Raw genomic sequence first — 17,468 nt, forward strand, 5'->3', positions numbered from 1 at the left:
CCTCCGCGGACCGTCATGGCTTCGGCTTGCTCGGGCGCCGCCGATGCGTCGCCTGCGCGGCGGCGGGCGCCTCGGAAGTCGCCGCCTCGTCCCCGGCCGCAGCCTCAGTTTCGGCCGCGGCCTCATCCGCTGCTGCCGCCGCGTCGACCACGACGGCCTCCTCGGCAGCCGCGGCCTCCTCAGCGGCTGCGGCCGCATCCTCGACCACGGCCTCTTCCGCAGCCGGCTCCGCGGGCGCCCCCGCTTCGACGACGACCGGATCCTCAGCCGTATCGGGCGCCTGCGCCTCGGCGACGGCCTCCGCCACGTCCGCGACGACATCCGGCTCCGCGATGACGTCCGGCGCGACATCCGGCTCCGCGGGCGGCGTCGCGCCGAGCGGCTGAGCGCCGGGGGCGAGCGCGGCGATCTGCTGCTTGACCGCGTCGATCGCGGTGCGCAGATCCGAACGGCCCTTGATCCCGAGCAGCCCGCTCCGAGGCGCGGACAGGAAGCCGCGAGCGACCGCCCAGACGGTGTCGTCCTCGCGGTGCTCGACGGTGAAGAGCTGCTCGCCGACGGCGCCCAGTTCGTCGGCCGTGCCCCAGGCGAACCCGACCCGCCGATCCTCATCGATCGTGTAGACGATCAGCACGGAGCGCGCGTCCGGTCCGGGGCCGCGCAGCGTCGCGGTCGTGCCGGCCGTGATGTACGGCTCGCCGTCCGGGCCGAAGTGCTCCTCGAGCTGGCCGGCCGCCTCGGGCGTCCCGTCGTCGTCGAAGCTCACGCCCGCGTAGTGCGCGCCCGACCCGCGCGCGAGATCGTCGATTCCGACCCCGCTGCCGCGCTGCGACCCCCAGGTCATGAGCAGGCTCGACGCCACCAGGAAGCGCTCCTGGCCGCTGCCGAGCCTCAGCTCCTCCTCGTAGGGCGTCGCGCCCTCCGGGGGGAAGCGCAGCAGGTCGGGCGCCTTCGAGGCCCCGACCGCCGCGTAGGCGACGGGCATCGAGACGTGGCTGCTCCGGCGGGCCGGCTGCTCCCTGCTCACTTCTTCGACTCCTTGCCCTCCACGTCGCCCGAGAGGGCGGCGATGAACGCCTCCTGGGGCACCTCGACGCGGCCGACCATCTTCATGCGCTTCTTGCCCTCCTTCTGCTTCTCGAGCAGCTTGCGCTTGCGGCTGATATCGCCGCCGTAGCACTTGGCGAGCACGTCCTTGCGGATCGCGCGGATGGTCTCCCGCGCGATCACCCGGGCGCCGATGGCGGCCTGGATCGGCACCTCGAACTGCTGCCGCGGGATGAGCTTGCGCAGCCGCTCCGCCATCATCGTGCCGTAGTGATAGGCGTTGTCGCGGTGCACGATGGCGCTGAACGCGTCGACCTTGTCCCCCTGCAGCAGGATGTCGACCTTCACGAGATCGGCCTCCTGCTCCCCCATCGGTTCGTAGTCGAGGCTCGCATAGCCCTGCGTGCGGCTCTTGAGATGATCGAAGAAGTCGAAGACGATCTCGCCGAGCGGCATGCTGTAGCGCAGCTCGACGCGCTCGCCGAGGTACTCCATGCCGAGCAGGCTCCCCCGACGGCTCTGGCAGAGCTCCATGATGGCGCCGACGTAGTCCTTGGGAGCGAGGATCGCGGTCTTCACGACCGGCTCGCGCACGCTCGCGATCTTGCCGTCCGGGTACTCCGACGGGTTCGTGACCGTGACCTCCGTGCCGTCGTCCGTGGTCACCTGGTAGATGACGCTCGGGGCCGTCGCGATGAGGTCGAGGTCGAACTCGCGACGCAGCCGCTCGGAGATGATCTCGAGATGCAGGAGGCCGAGGAAGCCGCAGCGGAAGCCGAAGCCGAGCGCCACGGAGGTCTCCGGCTCGTACTGGAGGGCGGCGTCCTCCAGCTTCAGCTTGTCGAGGGCCTCGCGCAGGATCGGGTAGTCGCTGCCGTCGAGCGGGTAGAGCCCCGAGAACACCATCGGCTTCGGATCCGTGTAGCCGGGCAGCGGAGTCTCGGCCCCGCGGATCTTCGAGGTGATCGTGTCGCCGACCTTCGACAGGCGCACGTCCTTCACCCCGGTGATCAGGTAGCCGACCTCGCCGACGGCGAGCCCCTGCGCGGGCCTCGGCTCGGGCGAGGACACGCCGATCTCGAGGGCCTCGTGGTCGGAACCCGACGACATCATCTGGATCTTCTCGCGCGGGGAGAGCTTGCCGTCCACCATCCGGACGTAGGTGACGACGCCGCGGTACGGATCGTAGACCGAATCGAAGATCATCGCGCGGGCGGGCGCGTCGGCCTGGCCCACCGGCGCCGGGATCCGCTCCACCACCCGGTCGAGGAGCTCCTCGACGCCCGCGCCGGTCTTCCCGGACACCTTGAGGATGTCGTCGGGATCGCCCCCGATGAGATCCGCGATCTCCCGCGACACGCGTTCGGGATCGGCCGCGGGGAGGTCGATCTTGTTGAGCACCGGGATGATCTCGAGGTCGTTCTCCATCGCGAGATAGAGGTTCGCGAGCGTCTGGGCCTCGATGCCCTGCGCGGCGTCGACGAGCAGGATCGCACCCTCGCACGCGGCGAGCGAGCGGGACACCTCGTAGCTGAAGTCGACGTGCCCGGGGGTGTCGATCATGTTCAGCGCGAACTCGACGCCGCCCGCCTGCCAGTGCATGCGCACGGCCTGCGACTTGATGGTGATGCCGCGCTCGCGCTCGATATCCATCTTGTCGAGGTACTGGGCCCGCATGTCCCGGTCGGACACCGTGCCGGTCACCTGGAGCATGCGATCGGCGAGCGTCGACTTGCCGTGGTCGATGTGCGCGATGATGCAGAAATTGCGGATCTTCGCGGGGTCGGTCGACGCCGGCACTGGGGGGTTCACGCTGCGAGGAGACATTGCCGTCAAGTATCCCATAGGCGGCGCTCGACACCGCGCATCTGCGAGGATGAACGCATGCCGCAGGTCGCCGCGCTGTACCGCTATCCCGTCAAGGGCTTCACGCCGGAGTCCGTCACCGAGTTGCTCGTGCGGTCCGACGGCCGTATCGCCGGCGATCGGGTCCTCGCCTTCCGCTTCGCCGAGGCCGCCGACCCCGAGGATCGGGACGGCCTCGAGTACTGGCCCAAGGCGAAGGGCCTCGCCCTTCAGGACTTCCCGTCGCTCGCGGCGCTGCGGCTCTCCTACGACGAGGGAGCCCGCCGGGTCCGCATCACGGCGACCGGGCGCGAAGCGGCCTCCGATGCCGGGCGCGTGCTCGTCGACGCCGGACTCGACCCCGCGGGGCGCGCGGCGCTCGCATCCGCGGTCGCCGAGCATCTCCTCGACGGGCCGGAGGGCGGGCGGCTGAGACGGACCGGCAGGCTGCCGCTCGCGCTCGTCGGCGACGGCGCGCACTCGCGCTTCCAGGACCGACCCAGAGGCTATGTCTCGGTGCACGGCAGCGGCAGCGTCGCCGCGCTCGGCTCGGCCGTCGGCGGCGGGGTGGACCACCGCCGCTTCCGCTCGAACATCGTCATCGACGGGCTGCCCGCGTGGGAGGAGCTGCGCTGGTCGGGCCGGGTGCGGATCGGCGGCCTCGTCTTCCGCACCGAGGGACCGATCGTGCGCTGCCTCGCGACCCATGCGAACCCGGACACCGGAGTCCGCGATCTCCGGGTGCTCACGACGCTCACCCGCGAGCTCGGACAGGAGGAGCCCACGCTCGGCCGCCTGCTGCTTCCCGAGGGGTCCGCCCCGGCCCGCGCCGGCACCCCCGAGGGCGCCGTGGCGCTCGGCGTCATCCGGCTCGGGGACGTCGTCGAAGTCCTCTAATCGCGCGACGCGCGCGCCCTCGGACTCGGCATGATCCCCGGATGCTGCTAGAATCGGTTCTCGGCTTGCGTGTGGCTCACACCACACCACCCGCTCGGCGCCCTCTCTCGCTTCGCGGACTCCCCGTCAAACCTGTACTGAAGGACACAACCCAACGTGGCAAACATCAAGTCGCAGATCAAGCGCATCAAGACCAACCGCAAGGCGACCGAGCGGAACAAGGCCTACAAGAGCGAGCTGCGCACCGTCGTGCGCCAGGCGCGCGAGGCCATCGCGACCGGCGACAAGGCTGCGGCGGAGGCCAAGGTCCTCCTCGCCGGGAAGAAGCTCGACAAGGCCGTCTCCAAGGGCGTCATCCACAAGAACCAGGCCGCCAACCGCAAGTCGCGGCTCGCGGTGAAGGTCGCGGCGCTCTAAGCGACCCCGGCCGCCACGGATCAGCCCCGCTCCGGCGGGGCTTTTTCGTGCGCCCGGACGGCCGGTCTGCCTGCTGGGCTGCCGGGCGGCTGACCGGGCGGCCACGCGGCCGACCGGTCGCGGCCGGTCAGCGCCGACGGCCCCGCGAGGCGACGACGAGGAGATACTTCTCGAGGGCGTACTCGGGATCGCGGCTGCCGCCCTTCAGGCGCCACTCGGTCTCGGCGGCGAGATCGATCGTGCGCGCCAGATCCTCCTCGCGCCACCCCCGCACCTCGCGCTGGGCGCGCTCCACCTGCCACGGCGCCATGCCGAGCTCCTTGGCGAGGGCCCCGTTCGCGCCGCCCGCGCCGTAGACCCGCGCCATCGCACGGACCTTCATGTTCACGGCGGCCAGCAGCGGGATCGGATCGGTGCCCGTGGAGAGCGCCTGCCGCAGCAGCACGAGGGCGTCGGCGGCGCGCCCTGCCGTCGCCGCGTCCGCGACCTTGAAGCCATTGGTCTCGACCCGGCCCTCCGTGGCGCGGGTGACCTGCTCCTCCGAGATCCGCGGGCCCGCATCCGACACGAGCTGCGCACAGGCGCCCGCCAGTTCGCCGATGCCGCCGGAGTAGGCGGCCACCAGCATGCGGAGCGCGCCGGGGGACGCCTGCGCACCGAGGCGGCGGAACTCGGCCTGCGCGAACGCGAGGCGATCCTGATCCTTCTTGACCTCCGCGCAGGGGATCTCGACGCCCGACCCGGCTCCGCCTCGGACGAGGTCGAGGAGCGCCTTGCCGCGCTGCCCCGATGCATGCCGGAGCACGAGGGTCGTGTCCTCCGCGGGCGCCGCCACGTACCGCTTCGCGTCCTCGAGGAACGCATCCGAGCAGCGCTCCACTGCGTCCACGCGGATGAGGCGCGGCTCCGCGAACAGCGAGGGACTCGCGATCGTGAACAGCTCCCCCGCCGTGTACGCCGCAGCGTCGACGTCGTGCACCTCGAGGTCGGCGTGCGCCGTGCGCAGCGCGTCCCTGATGGCCTGCGACGCCCGGTCCGCGATGAAGCCCTCGGGTCCGCTGATGAGCACGACCGGCGCGGGGCGGGCCTCCGCCCAGTCGAGCTGCGGGATCTTCGCGGTGCGCTTCGCGCCCGCGCTCTTGCCTCGTGCTGTAGCCACGGCACCAGCCTACCGCCGGCATCCGACACGGCTCGGAGCCGTCGCATCCCGAGCATTCGGACCGGGCTGGACACGTCACGGCGACATGGGATATGTTGCTGGCACGGACATATACGGGTGAACACCGTCGCAAAGGAGCGATCATGACGCAACCGACTCGGGACGACCGCTTTTCCTTCGGCCTGTGGACTTTTGGCTGGCAGGCGCAGGACCAGTTCGGACGTGCGACGCGGTCCCCGATCGACACGGTCGAGGCCGTGCACCGGCTCTCCGAGCTCGGCGTCTGGGGCATGACGTTCCACGACAACGACCTCTTCCCCTTCGAGAGCTCGGAGGCGGAGCGCCGCAGCGCCATCGACCGCCTCCAGGGCGCGCTCGCGGACACCGGCCTCGTGATCCCCATGGTCACGACCGATCTCTTCAGCCACCCCGTCTTCAAGGACGGCGGTTTCACCTCGAACGATCGCGACGTCCGCCGCTTCGCGCTGCGCAAGGTGCTGCGCAACATCGATCTCGCCGCCGAGCTGGGGGCCGAGACCTTCGTCATGTGGGGCGGTCGCGAGGGCAGCGAGTACGACGCGGCCAAGGACATCCGCGCGGCGCTCGCGCGCTACCGCGAGGCCGTCGATCTGCTCTCGGAGTACGTGATCGAGCAGGGGTACGGCATCCGCTTCGCGATCGAGCCGAAGCCGAACGAGCCGCGGGGCGACATCCTGCTCCCCACGGTCGGGCACGCCCTCGGCTTCATCGAGACCCTCGCGCATCCCGAGCTCGTGGGCCTCAACCCCGAGACCGGTCACGAGCAGATGGCCGGGCTCAACTACACCCACGGCATCGCCCAGGCGCTCGACGCGGGCAAGCTCTTCCACATCGACCTCAACGGCCAGCGCGGAGTGAAGTTCGACCAGGATCTCGTCTTCGGCCACGGCGATCTCCAGAACGCCTTCTCCCTCGTCGACCTCCTCGAGTTCGGCTCGCCCGAGGGCGGGCCCACGTACACGGGCCCGCGCCACTTCGACTACAAGCCCTCGCGCACCGAGGATGCGGAGGGCGTCTGGGAGTCCGTCCGCGCGAACATGCGCATGTACCTCCTGCTCAAGGAGCGCGCCGCCTCGTTCCGAGCCGACCCCGAGGTGCAGGAGGCGCTCGCGGCCGCCCGGGTCGCCGAGCTCGCGGAGCCGACGCTCGCCGCGGGCGAGGGGCATCGCGAACTGCTCGCCGACCGCTCGGCCTTCGAGGACTTCGACGCGGCCGCATACTTCGACGGCAAGGGCTTCGGTTTCGTGCGCCTGCAGCAGCTCGCGCTCGAGCACCTCATGGGCGCCCGCTGAGTCCTCTGGCCCCCGCCCGAACGCAAAGGAGCGCGCATGCTCGTCGCCGGTGTCGATTCCTCGACGCAGAGCTGCAAGGTCGTGGTCTGCGACGCCGACACGGGACGGGTGCTCCGCGCGGGTCGGGCACCGCACCCCGACGGCACCGAGGTGGATCCCGAGGCCTGGTGGGACGCGCTCCGCGCGGCCATCGCCGAGGCCGGCGGGGTCGCCGACGCCGCGGCCATCGCGATCGGCGGCCAGCAGCACGGCATGGTCGCCCTCGACGCCGGGGGCCGTGTGATCCGGCCCGCCCTGCTCTGGAACGACACCCGGTCCGCAGCCGCCGCCGATGCGCTCCGCGCCGAGTTCGGCGACGCCGAGCTCGCGCAGCGCACCGGTCTCGTCCCCGTCGCCTCCTTCACGATCGCCAAGCTGCGCTGGCTGCGCGACGCGGAGCCGGCGGCCGCGGAACGCGTCGCCGCCGTGGCGCTGCCCCACGACTGGCTGAGCTGGCGGCTCGCCGGGTACGGCCCGGCGGGCGAGAGCCCGCGCGGCCCCGATCTCGCCGCACTGTGGACGGACCGCTCGGACGCCAGCGGCACGGGGTACTGGAGCGCGCGCACCGGCGCGTACGACCGCGGCCTCCTCGAAGCCGCGCTCGGGCACGACGCGGTGCTCCCCCGCGTGCGCTCCCCGCTCGAGACCGGCGGCACGACGGCGGGCGATCCGAGGATCGGGATCCCCGCGGGGATCCCGATCGGTCCGGGCGCCGGGGACAACGCGGCGGCGGCCCTCGGGCTCGGCGCCGGCGTCGGCGATGCCGTGATCTCGATCGGCACGAGCGGAACCGTCTTCGGCGTCGCCGAGCATCCGGTCGCCGATCCGAGCGGCACGGTCGCGGGCTTCGCCGACGCCGGCGGGGCTCAGCTGCCGCTCATCGCGACCCTCAACGCGGCGCGGGTGCTCGACACCGTCGCGGCGCTGCTCGGCGTCGATCACGACGGGCTCGGCCGGCTCGCCCTGGAGTCCCCGCCCGGGGCGGCGGGACTCGTGCTGCAGCCCTACTTCGCGGGCGAGCGCACCCCGAACCTTCCCGACGCCACCGCGACGCTCTTCGGGATGACCCTCGCCTCGACGCGGCGGGAGCACCTCGCACGGGCCGCCGTCGAGGGACTGCTGTGCGGCCTCGCGGACGGGCTCGACGCGCTCCGCGACGCCGGCCTGGAGGCGCGGACCGTCACCCTCATCGGCGGCGCCGCATTGAACCCGGCGGTGCAGCGCATCGCGGCGCAGATCCTCGGCCTCCCCGTGCGCATCCCCGCACCCGCCGAGTACGTGGCGCTCGGCGCCGCACGACAGGCCGCGTCGCTCGTGCGCGGCGCCGCGGTGCACTGGGTCTTCCCGCTCCTCGCGGAACTGGCGCCGGCGGACGAGCCGCGCATCCGGGCCCAGTACCGCGCCCGCGCGTGAGGCCGGGCCGCGTCCGTGCGTGACGCCGGGCCGCGGCGGCGCCCGCGATCACCCCGCCGGGTCGTCGAGCAGCCCCTCGAACACCCGCTCCGCGGCACCGAGCAGCACCTCGTGCGTCCGCAGACCGCCGGTGACGATCCGCACCCCCGCGGAGAGCCGGCCGAAGGAGCGATCGGCGATCCGCCGCTCCAGCCGCTCGGCTCGCGCCTCGTAGAGGGTCGCCAGGAACCCGCCGAGCACGACGAGCTCCGGGGCGAGCACGCTGATGAGGATGCCGATCCCGTCGCCGAGACGATCCACCTGCCGGTCGATCTCGCGGTGCACCGCCGGATCGGAGCTCTCGGCGACCGCCCGTTCCAACTCATCGGCGTCCAGCGACTCGGCTCCGAGCACCCGCAGCAGCGCTCCGCGCTGCACGACGCGCTCGAAGCACCCGCGCTGGCCGCAGAAGCACGGCTCGCCGTCCGGATCGAGGACGATGTGCCCGAACTCGCCGCCGAAGCCCCGGAAGCCGCGGAGCTCCTGCCCGTCGACGTACGCGCCCCCGCCGATGCCGCCGCCCGAGCCGTTGAGGTAGAGCAGATGGTCGACGCCTCGGCCCGGGCCGAACTGCCGTTCCGCGGCGGCGCCGAGCTGCGCGTCGTTCGCGACGACGGTGCGGTAGCCGATCCGCTCCTCGAGCATCGCGGCGAAGGGGACGTCCTGCCACGACAGGTTGGGCGCGAGCGCGATCACCCCGGCTGCGGCATCGACGAGCGCCGGGACGGCCGCACCGACGCCCACGACGCGGGTGCGCGCGTTCAGCTCGTCCCGCATGCCGGCGAGCACCGCCGCGATGATGTTGGCCGCCTCCTCGGGCCCCGGCCTCGTGGCCGACGTCGTGCGGACCCGCTTGTGCACCACGCCGCCGAGTCCCACCACCGCGATCACGACCGCGTCGATGTCGGGGTAGGCGGTCACCGCGACGACATCGGGGTTGACGGCGACGATCGGACTCGGCCGACCGACGCCGCTGCGCTTGGCCGGGAGCGCCTCGGAGACGAGCCCGAGCTCGCCCAGCTCGGCGACGAGCGCGGCGATCGTCGAGCGGTACAGCCCGGTGCGGCGCGTGAGCTCGGCGCGCGACTGCGGACCGTCGTAGTGGAGGGCGCGCAGGACCGTCGCGAGGTTGCCGCGCCGCACCTGCTCGTTGCTGCGCTGATGCTGATTCACCGTCGTCCCCAGTTCGCCGTCTGCCATGCGTCCATCGTCCCCCACCCCGGCGCGCACGGTGCGCCGCCGGTCCGGCGGGTCCGCCACGGCGCCGGATGACGATTCGGAAACGATCGCCGCACCGGCGCAGTCGGCGGTTGACACACTCCATCCTACTCAATAGGTTGTTAGACGCGACAAATAACCGGGCGGCAGTGACGCCACGGACACCGAGTATTTGCCGATCCATTGTTCAGAGAGGAACACTGATGAAGACCACACGGACCCGCACCCTTGCCGCACTCGCCCTCGCGGGCAGTGCGGCGCTCGCCCTCTCGGCCTGCACGTCGAGCCCGGCGGAGGAGGGCGGCGGCAGCGAAGAGGCGGCGGGCGTCGAGTGCAACGTGGGCATCTCGATGCCGACGCGCAGCCTCGAGCGCTGGATCAACGACGGCGAGCAGCTCCAGGCCTCCCTCGACGAGGCCGACTGCACGACCGACCTGCAGTACGCCGACAACAAGACCGACCAGCAGATCTCGCAGATCCAGAACCAGATCGCCGGCGGCGCGAAGATCCTCGTCATCGCCGCCATCGACGGCGAAGCGCTCGCTCCCGTGCTCGAGGAGGCGAAGAGCCAGGGCGTCACCGTGATCGCCTACGACCGGCTCATCAACGGCAGCGAGAACGTCGACTACTACGCCACCTTTGACAACTACGAGGTGGGTCAGCTCCAGGGCGAGTACATCGTCGACACCCTCGGACTCGAGGACACCGACGAGACCTTCGCTCTCGAGCCGTTCGCGGGCAGCCCCGACGACAACAACGCGAAGTTCTTCTTCTCGGGGGCCTGGGATGTGCTGCAGCCCTACGTCGAGGACGGCACGCTCACCGTGCCCTCGGGCAAGGCACCGAAGAGCGACGACGACTGGGCCTCGATCGGCATCCAGGGCTGGGACTCGGCGAAGGCCCAGGCCGAGATGGACAACCGGCTGTCCTCCTTCTACACGGGCGACGAGCGCGTCGACGTCGTGCTCTCCCCCAACGATTCGCTCGCGATCGGCATCATCGCCTCGCTGAAGTCCGCGGGGTACGCGCCGGGAGACGAGTACCCTGTGCTCACCGGCCAGGACGCCGACAAGGCGAACGTGAAGGCAATCCTCGCCGGTGAGCAGTCGATGACCGTCTGGAAGGACACGCGCACGCTCGGCGACCGCGTGTTCGAGATGATCCAGTCGATCGTCGCGGGCGAGGAGCCCGAGGTCAACGACACCGAGACCTACGACAACGGGGTGAAGGTCGTGCCGGCGTACCTCCTCCCGCCCGAGACGATCACGGCCGATCTCGTGCAGGAGAAGCTCGTGGACTCGGGCTTCGTCCAGGCGAGCGACGTCGGGCTCTGATCCGAGGCACCGCGAGCGCGCCGGGCGGCGGGGATCCCCCGCCCGGCGCGCTCCGCCCCATCCCCCATCCGCTTCCGCACAGGGAGGTCCCATGCCCGCACGTGCCATCCTGACGATGCGCGACATCGTCAAGGAGTTCGGCGGCGGCGTCCGCGCGCTCGACGGCGTCTCGCTCACCGTGGCTCCCGGCGAGGTGCACGCCATCTGCGGCGAGAACGGCGCCGGCAAGTCCACGCTCATGAAAGTGCTCTCCGGGGTGTACCCCTCCGGGAGCTACGCGGGCGAGATCGAGTTCGAAGGACGGCCGATCCGCTACCGCGGCATCTCGGACAGCGAGGCCGACGGCATCGTCATCATCCACCAGGAGCTCGCGCTCAGCCCGCACCTCTCGATCGCCGAGAACATCTTCCTCGGCAACGAGCGCGCGACGCGCGGCATCATCGACTGGAACCGCACGAACGCCGAGGCGATGGAGCTGCTCGCGCGCGTCGGGCTGGCCGAGAATCCCGCGACGCCGGTGCTCCAGCTCGGCGTCGGCAAGCAGCAGCTCGTCGAGATCGCCAAGGCGCTCGCGAAGGACGTGAAACTCCTGATCCTCGACGAACCCACGGCCGCGCTCAACGACGACGACAGCGCCCACCTGCTCGAGCTCATCGACCAGCTCCGGGAGCAGGGCATCACCTCGATCATCATCTCCCACAAGCTGGCCGAGATCCAGCGGATCGCCGACACCGTCACGATCCTCCGCGACGGCCGCAGCATCGAGACCTTCCCGATGTCCGATCCCGATGCGGGCGAGGCCCGCATCATCCGCGCCATGGTCGGGCGCGAGCTCTCCCAGCTCTTCCCGGAGCGCACTCCGAGCATCGGCGAGGAGAAGCTGCGCGTCGAGCACTGGACCGTGCGGCATCCCGTCGATCACGAGCGGCTCGTCGTCGTCGACGCGTCGTTCACCGTCCGCGCCGGCGAGATCGTCGGCTTCGCGGGCCTCATGGGGGCCGGCCGCACCGAGCTCGCGATGAGCATCTTCGGCCACAGCTACGGCACGGTGCTGTCGGGCTCCGTCTACAAGGACGGCGAGGAGATTCAGACCCGCACGATCCAGGAGGCTATCGGGCACGGGCTCGCCTACGTCACGGAGGACCGCAAGCGCTACGGGCTGAATCTCATCGGGACGATCACCTCCAACATCTCGATCGCCGGTCTCGGCTCCGTATCGCGCCGCGGCGTCGTCGATCAGCACCGCGAGTTCGCGATCGCGGACGGGTTCCGGAAGCGGATGGGGATCAAGACCCCGGACGTCTCCGTGCTCTCGGGGAAGCTCTCCGGCGGCAACCAGCAGAAGGTGGTGCTGTCGAAGTGGCTCCACACGGGGCCGGACGTGCTCATCCTCGACGAGCCGACGCGCGGCATCGACGTCGGCGCGAAGCACGAGATCTACACCCTCATCACCCAGCTCGCCGAGCAGGGCAAGGCGGTCGTGGTGATCTCCTCCGAGCTGCCCGAACTGCTCGGCCTGTCCGACCGCATCTACGCCATCGCCGAGGGCCGCGTCGCCGGGGAGCTCCCCCGGGCGGAGGCGAGCCAGGAGGCGCTCATGACCCTCATGACCTCGGGAAAGGAACGCGACGCATGAGCTCGCAGACCGCCGCGGCGCCGAAGGCGCGCCGCAAGATCAGTTTCAACGTCCGCCAGTACGGCATCCTCGTGGCGCTCGTCGTCATCGTGCTCCTGTTCCAGGTGCTCACGGCCGGCCGGCTGCTCATGCCGGGCAACGTGAACAACCTCATCCAGCAGAACGCCTACGTGCTGATCCTGGCGATCGGCATGGTCATGATCATCATCGCGGGCCACATCGATCTGTCGGTGGGATCCCTCGTGGCGATGGTCGGTGCCGTCGCGGCGATCGCGATGCAGCAGTGGGGGCTCCCCTGGTGGCTCGCGGTGCTCCTCTCCATCGCCTTCGGCGCCGTCGTCGGCGCGTGGCAGGGGTTCTGGGTCGCCTACGTCGGCATCCCGGCGTTCATCGTCACGCTCGCCGGCATGCTGCTCTTCCGAGGGCTCACCCTCGTCTTCCTGACCGGCGGCACCATCAGCGGCCTGCCCGAGCCGTTCGTCGCCATCGGCGCGAGCTGGCTGCCCGGCGTCTTCGGCGGCGTCATGCACCGCGATGCGCTGACGATGATCCTCGGTCTCCTCGCGTGCGCCTTCCTCTTCGCCGAGCGCTACCGGTCCCTCCGCAACCGCCGGAAGCTCGGACTCCCGACGGAGCCGGCACCGCTCTACTGGGGGAAGGTCGCGGCCGCCGTCGTCGCCGTCCTCGCTCTGTGCTGGATCCTCGCGGGCTACCACGGGACCCCGATCATCCTCGTGATCCTCGGCGCGCTGATCCTCGCGTACTCCTTCGTGCTCAACCGCACCGTCTTCGGTCGGCACATCTACGCGATGGGCGGCAACCGTTTCGCCGCGGAGATGAGCGGCGTGAACACCCGCCGGGTCGACTTCCTCCTCTTCGTGAACATGGGAGTCCTCGCCGCCATCGCCGGCGTCGTGAGCACGGCCCGCGCGGGCGGGGCGGTCGCCTCCGCCGGCCAGAACTACGAGCTCGACGCCATCGCAGCCGCCTTCATCGGGGGCGCGGCGGTGCAGGGCGGCGTCGGCACGATCGTCGGCGCGGTCATCGGCGGCCTCGTCATGGGCGTGCTCAACATGGGGCTGTCGATCCTGGCGGTCGACGCCGCCTGGCAGATGGCGATCAAGGGGCTCGTGCTCCTGCTCGCGGTGGCCTTCGACATCTGGAACAAGCGCCGTTCGGGACGTTGAGCCGTTCGGGGCGAGCCGGCGGGGCGGGCGCCCGTCCCTCGTCGCGGGCGGGATCGCGCGCGGACAGCGCCCCGCGCCCCGCCGAGGTCCAGACGCGGAGCGCTCCGTGCGGTCCGCTCACGGCGACGGTCCCGTCGACGTCGGTGCGCAGCGCGGCGGTGCCCGCCGTGCGCAGCAGAGCGAGCGTCTCGGCCGTCGGGTGCCCGTAGCCGTTGTCGGCGCCGACCGAGACGAGTGCGACTGCGGCGCCGACGGCGGCGTAGAGCGCCGGATCCTGATCACGGCTGCCGTGGTGCGCGACCTTCACGATATCCGCGCCGAGCACCGCCCCGGAGGCTCGCAGCGCCGCCTGCTCCTCGGCTCCGGTGTCGGCGAGGAGCAGCGCGACCGTCTCGCCGATGGTCACGCGGAGGACGAGGCTCGCGGCGTTCGTGTCCGCGGGGACGCGTCCCGACGCCGGGGCGAGCACCTCCCAGCGCATGCCGGACGCGGCGGGCGTGCCCGGGCGAGCGACTCGCTCGGGCGTGCCCGGGATCGCAGCGGACGCTGCAGTCCCGCCGGTCGTGGCGGGCGCGCTCCCCCGCTGCATCGTGCCGTCGTTCGTCAGGCCGGCCGCGGCGACCGTCGCCGGGATGCCGAACCGGGCGAGCACCGCGGGAAGCTCCCGGTCGCCGCCCTCCGCGTCCTCCCGGGAATCGGGCGCGATGAGCGCGCGGTCGATGCGCTCCGCGACCGCGGGGAGCGCACCGACATGGTCTCGGTCGTCGTGGGTGAGCACGGCGAGGGCGACGCGGCGAACCCCGAAGCGCTGGAGGCACGACGTGAGTCGCTCCGGGTCGTCGCCGGTGTCGACGAGCATCACCTCCCCCGGCCGGCGCGGATCGCGCAGCAGGAGCGCGTCCCCCTGGCCGACGTCGCAGGCGACGACGGTCCAATCGACGGGGATGGTGGCGCGCTCGACGGCGGGTGCGACGAGGGTCGGGCCGAGGAGCCCGCCGAGTGCCGCGCAGCCGAGGACCGCGACGATGACGCGGATCGGGCGAGAGAGCGGCGCCGTCGACGCCCAGGGGCGCGGCCCCGGGCGAGGCGTCTCTGCGCCCCCGCGCGCCTCCTCGCTCCGGCTCCCCGAGATTCTTCGGCTGGCGAGCAGCCAGGCGGACCCCGCCGCGAGCTCGATCACGACGAGGAGTGCGGCCCCCGCCCAGCCGGAGGGCCACGGCCACCGCGCGAACGGCAGCGACGCCGTGATCTCGGCGGTCGCGACGACCCAGCGCGAGGGGAGCTCTGCGAGGGCGAGGACCGCGTCTCCCAGGCCCTCGGACACGGGGAGCACCAGGAGCGCGATCAGGCCGAGGCCCGTGCCCAGCGGCGCGGCCGGCGCGGCGATCGCGTTCGCGAGGACGCCCACGGCGGGGATGCCGGGCTGGAGGAGGAGCAGAAGCGGGGCGCACACGATCTGGGCGACGAGCGCCACGGCGACGGGGAGCACGCACCAGCGCGGCAGCGGGATCGGACCGGCCGCGCGGTCGAGCAGTCGTGACGCCTCGGGGACGAAGAGCAGGATGCCGCCGGTCGCGACCACGGAGAGCGCGAACCCGGGGTGGAGCGCCTGCCAGGGGTCTCCGACGAGCAGCAGCACGATCGCGCAGCCGAGCGCCGGGAGTGCGACGGCCCGCTTCCCGCCGAAGTCCGAGGCGAGGAGCACCGCCGCCATGACAGCGGCGCGCTCGACGCTCGCATCCGGGCCGACGACGATCACGAAGCCGCCGAGCGCACCGGCCGCCACGACGATCCGCAGTCGCCGACCCGCGCCCAGGCGGCCGACGAGCCACAGCATCGCCCCGATGACGAGCCCGCAGTTCGCCCCGGAGACCGCGAGCAGATGCGTCAGGGAGGTCTCCAGCATCCGCTGCTCGAGTGCCGGAGAGACGAGCGAGGTGTCGCCGACGGCGAATCCAGGGACGAGCTGGGCGCCGGGGCGGAGGGCGGCGGCCTCGCGCAGGCCCGTCCGGAGCGCAGCCGCGAGTCGGCCCCCGCGCCCTCCGGCGCCGTCGTTCGCGTCCTCGCGCGCACCGGGGCCGCCGGGTTCGGAGCCGGCGTCCCGCACGTCCGAGACGTCGATCCCGTACGCCGCACCGGATCCCGGGGCGAAGGCGACCGGCCGCCCCGTCACGAGGACGAGCCTGCCGGGCGCCCAGGTGCCGAGGGTCTCCTCGTCCGGCTCCCCGTCCGCGAGCCAGAGCACGACGGGCACCGCGCCACCCGGGACCTCGAGCTCCGCGTCCACCCAGACGCCCACCCCGGGCCCCGCGCCCGTGCGCGCCTCGGGGTACCCGCTGAGTGCGGCGGTGCGTTCGAGCTCGGCGCCGGAGTCGGCGGCTCCGGCGAGGGCGGGGTCGGCGCGCAGGGCCTCGGCACCCGAGATCCGCACGCCGACGATCAGCAGCATTGCGCAGCCCAGCAGCAGCGCACCGGCCAGCGCTCGGCCCGCGCCCGTCGCCCGGCGACGCTCGCCATCCGCCGGGGCCGACGCTCGGGGAACCGGACCCCGCGACGGCGGACTGCCCGTCGTCGGCCCCCGGGGAACCGGAACCGAACCCCGGGGAAGCGGATCCCGCAGCAGCGGATCGCCCAGCACCGGGTTGCCGGGCACCGGATCGCGATGCGCCGCGCTCCGACGCCGCACGCGGGCGACCGCGAGCGCCGCGATCACGGCGCAGCCCGCGATGCCCCCGAAGAGCGCCATCGCGCCGCCGACCCCGGGATGATTGATCGCCCAGGCGGCGGCCGCCCAGACGATCAACGCCGGCGCCAGCAGTCGCCAGGTGCCGGGAGGCGAGCGCTCCCGCTCGCCGAGACTCGTCAGTCGGATCACGGCGCGCTCACCGCATCACGCAGTCCGTCGAGCGTCTTCGCTCCGATGCCCGGTACGTCCAGGAGCTGATCGACCGAGGTGAAGGCCCCGTGCGCGTCACGCCACGCGATGATGCGCTGGGCGAGCGCCGGGCCGATGCGCGGCAGGGTCTCGAGTGCGGCGGCGTCGGCCGTGTTGAGCGGCACGATCCCCGCAGCGTTCGACGCGGCGCTCCCCGCGGGAGGGACTCCGGGCCCCTCCACAGCTGACGCGCTCCCGGCGGCGGCAGCCGCGTTCCCCGGGGCCCCGGTCCCCGCGCCGGCGGCCCAGCTCGCCGCCAGCTCGGCATCGGGGACGACGAGCTGCTCGCCGTCCACGAGCACGCGGGCGAGATTGACGGACTCGAGTGCCGCCGCGGGAGTGGCGCCCTCGGCGGCCTCGAGCGCATCCGCCACCCGCGATCCCGGAGGGAGTTCGACGATTCCGGGGCGTCCGACCTCGCCGACGACGTGCACGAGCAGATCAGCGGCGCCCGTCCGGCCCGCATCGGCGCGTTCCGCCGAGGCCGGAGGATCCGCCGTGGAATCCGTCGCGGCCGGATCTCCCCCAGCCTGATCCGTCCCGGCCTCCTGCGCCGGCGTCGCGGGCGCGAGCTCCCCGGCTGCGATGGCGGCCGGACGGGCGCCCAGCACGGACAGTGCGATGGCGATCGCGACCGCGCAGGCGAAGGCGACGAGACCCGCGAGGAGCGGGGTCCCCGTCGCGCGGGCGATCCGCCGGCCGAGCGGCAGCTCCTCCAGCGTGCTCAAGCGGCGTACGTCGGGCCTCCCCCGGGCCCGCTCGCGCCACGACGGGCGCGCCAGCACCTCCTCGGAGCGCCAGTGCGGCGCGTCGTCCGGCATCCCGTGCCTCGGATCGCCCGGATCTCCGGGCGCGGCGGGGTCGGTCGAGGGGAGCGTGGCGTCCATGGAGCCACGCTAGGCCGGGCGTCGCCGACGCCCCAGGTCGGTGGCGGCATCTGTGGAGGACACGCCGAGATCGCGCGCCGGGCC

13 protein-coding genes are annotated in these 17,468 nt (G+C 72.5%); 7 read left to right on the top strand and 6 right to left on the bottom strand.

Going from position 1 to position 17,468, the window contains the following annotated elements; all coding sequences use genetic code 11:
- Nucleotides 1-13 precede the first annotated feature (13 nt).
- Both MUN78_RS07795 and lepA read right to left on the bottom strand, forming a co-directional pair.
- Nucleotides 14-1,027, bottom strand: coding sequence for a DUF1990 domain-containing protein (locus MUN78_RS07795; protein ID WP_244729819.1), 1,014 nt, complete (start codon nucleotides 1,025-1,027; stop codon nucleotides 14-16).
- The gene (gene lepA / locus MUN78_RS07800) at nucleotides 1,024-2,874 is read right to left on the bottom strand and encodes a translation elongation factor 4 (RefSeq protein WP_244729820.1); all 1,851 of its coding nucleotides are present in this window, start codon (nucleotides 2,872-2,874) and stop codon (nucleotides 1,024-1,026) included. The genes MUN78_RS07795 and lepA overlap by 4 nt, the downstream gene beginning before the upstream one ends.
- A gap of 57 nt (nucleotides 2,875-2,931) precedes the next feature.
- Between lepA and MUN78_RS07805 the strand changes: the two genes are divergently transcribed.
- The gene (locus tag MUN78_RS07805) at nucleotides 2,932-3,789 is read left to right on the top strand and encodes an MOSC domain-containing protein (RefSeq protein WP_244729821.1); all 858 of its coding nucleotides are present in this window, start codon (nucleotides 2,932-2,934) and stop codon (nucleotides 3,787-3,789) included.
- A gap of 156 nt (nucleotides 3,790-3,945) precedes the next feature.
- The gene (rpsT, locus tag MUN78_RS07810; protein WP_244693889.1) at nucleotides 3,946-4,206 is read left to right on the top strand and encodes a 30S ribosomal protein S20; all 261 of its coding nucleotides are present in this window, start codon (nucleotides 3,946-3,948) and stop codon (nucleotides 4,204-4,206) included.
- 127 nt (nucleotides 4,207-4,333) lie between these two features.
- On the opposite strand, the gene holA is transcribed toward rpsT, so the two are convergent.
- Entirely contained in the window at nucleotides 4,334-5,365 is a 1,032-nt protein-coding gene (gene holA, locus MUN78_RS07815) for a DNA polymerase III subunit delta (protein ID WP_244729822.1), read from the bottom strand.
- A 143-nt stretch (nucleotides 5,366-5,508) separates the two neighbouring features.
- On the opposite strand from holA, the gene xylA reads away from it, so the two are divergent.
- Both xylA and xylB read left to right on the top strand, forming a co-directional pair.
- On the top strand, nucleotides 5,509-6,696 hold the full coding sequence (xylA, locus tag MUN78_RS07820; protein WP_244729823.1) for a xylose isomerase: 1,188 nt from the start codon (nucleotides 5,509-5,511) through the stop codon (nucleotides 6,694-6,696).
- Nucleotides 6,697-6,732: 36 nt separating this feature from the next.
- The gene (gene xylB, locus MUN78_RS07825) at nucleotides 6,733-8,148 is read left to right on the top strand and encodes a xylulokinase (RefSeq protein ID WP_244729824.1); all 1,416 of its coding nucleotides are present in this window, start codon (nucleotides 6,733-6,735) and stop codon (nucleotides 8,146-8,148) included.
- 48 nt (nucleotides 8,149-8,196) lie between these two features.
- On the opposite strand, the gene MUN78_RS07830 is transcribed toward xylB, so the two are convergent.
- Nucleotides 8,197-9,387, bottom strand: a complete 1,191-nt coding sequence (locus MUN78_RS07830) for an ROK family protein (RefSeq protein ID WP_244729825.1) — start codon at nucleotides 9,385-9,387, stop codon at nucleotides 8,197-8,199.
- 221 nt (nucleotides 9,388-9,608) lie between these two features.
- Here MUN78_RS07830 and chvE point away from each other — a divergent pair, with 221 nt between their 5' ends.
- The 3 genes from chvE to mmsB all read left to right on the top strand — a co-directional run bounded on the left by chvE (nucleotide 9,609) and on the right by mmsB (nucleotide 13,562).
- On the top strand, nucleotides 9,609-10,739 hold the full coding sequence (gene chvE, locus MUN78_RS07835) for a multiple monosaccharide ABC transporter substrate-binding protein (RefSeq protein WP_244729826.1): 1,131 nt from the start codon (nucleotides 9,609-9,611) through the stop codon (nucleotides 10,737-10,739).
- 91 nt (nucleotides 10,740-10,830) lie between these two features.
- A complete protein-coding gene (mmsA, locus tag MUN78_RS07840; protein WP_244729828.1) occupies nucleotides 10,831-12,375 on the top strand; it encodes a multiple monosaccharide ABC transporter ATP-binding protein in 1,545 nt (514 codons plus the stop codon).
- Nucleotides 12,372-13,562, top strand: a complete 1,191-nt coding sequence (mmsB, locus tag MUN78_RS07845) for a multiple monosaccharide ABC transporter permease (RefSeq protein WP_244693896.1) — start codon at nucleotides 12,372-12,374, stop codon at nucleotides 13,560-13,562. Before mmsA ends, mmsB begins: the two co-directional genes overlap by 4 nt.
- Here mmsB and MUN78_RS07850 read toward each other — a convergent pair.
- Together MUN78_RS07850 and MUN78_RS07855 are read right to left on the bottom strand one after the other, a co-directional pair.
- A complete protein-coding gene (locus MUN78_RS07850; RefSeq protein WP_244729830.1) occupies nucleotides 13,495-16,437 on the bottom strand; it encodes a ComEC/Rec2 family competence protein in 2,943 nt (980 codons plus the stop codon). The genes mmsB and MUN78_RS07850 overlap by 68 nt on opposite strands.
- On the bottom strand, nucleotides 16,434-17,384 hold the full coding sequence (locus MUN78_RS07855) for a ComEA family DNA-binding protein (RefSeq protein ID WP_244729832.1): 951 nt from the start codon (nucleotides 17,382-17,384) through the stop codon (nucleotides 16,434-16,436). Before MUN78_RS07855 ends, MUN78_RS07850 begins: the two co-directional genes overlap by 4 nt.
- Nucleotides 17,385-17,468: the final 84 nt, after the last annotated feature.

This window comes from Leucobacter allii (genome assembly GCF_022919155.1).
GTDB lineage: Bacteria > Actinomycetota > Actinomycetes > Actinomycetales > Microbacteriaceae > Leucobacter > Leucobacter allii.

Bases quoted from the DNA above. Each gene is read 5' to 3' on its own strand.
- mmsA (WP_244729828.1), top strand. From the start codon at position 10,831: ATGCCCGCACGTGCCATCCTGACGATGCGCGACATCGTCAAGGAGTTC.
- MUN78_RS07805 (WP_244729821.1), top strand. From the start codon at position 2,932: ATGCCGCAGGTCGCCGCGCTGTACCGCTATCCCGTCAAGGGCTTCACG.
- mmsB (WP_244693896.1), top strand. From the start codon at position 12,372: ATGAGCTCGCAGACCGCCGCGGCGCCGAAGGCGCGCCGCAAGATCAGT.
- MUN78_RS07830 (WP_244729825.1), bottom strand. From the start codon at position 9,387: ATGGCAGACGGCGAACTGGGGACGACGGTGAATCAGCATCAGCGCAGC.
- chvE (WP_244729826.1), top strand. From the start codon at position 9,609: ATGAAGACCACACGGACCCGCACCCTTGCCGCACTCGCCCTCGCGGGC.
- lepA (WP_244729820.1), bottom strand. From the start codon at position 2,874: ATGTCTCCTCGCAGCGTGAACCCCCCAGTGCCGGCGTCGACCGACCCC.
- xylA (WP_244729823.1), top strand. From the start codon at position 5,509: ATGACGCAACCGACTCGGGACGACCGCTTTTCCTTCGGCCTGTGGACT.
- MUN78_RS07855 (WP_244729832.1), bottom strand. From the start codon at position 17,384: ATGGACGCCACGCTCCCCTCGACCGACCCCGCCGCGCCCGGAGATCCG.
- xylB (WP_244729824.1), top strand. From the start codon at position 6,733: ATGCTCGTCGCCGGTGTCGATTCCTCGACGCAGAGCTGCAAGGTCGTG.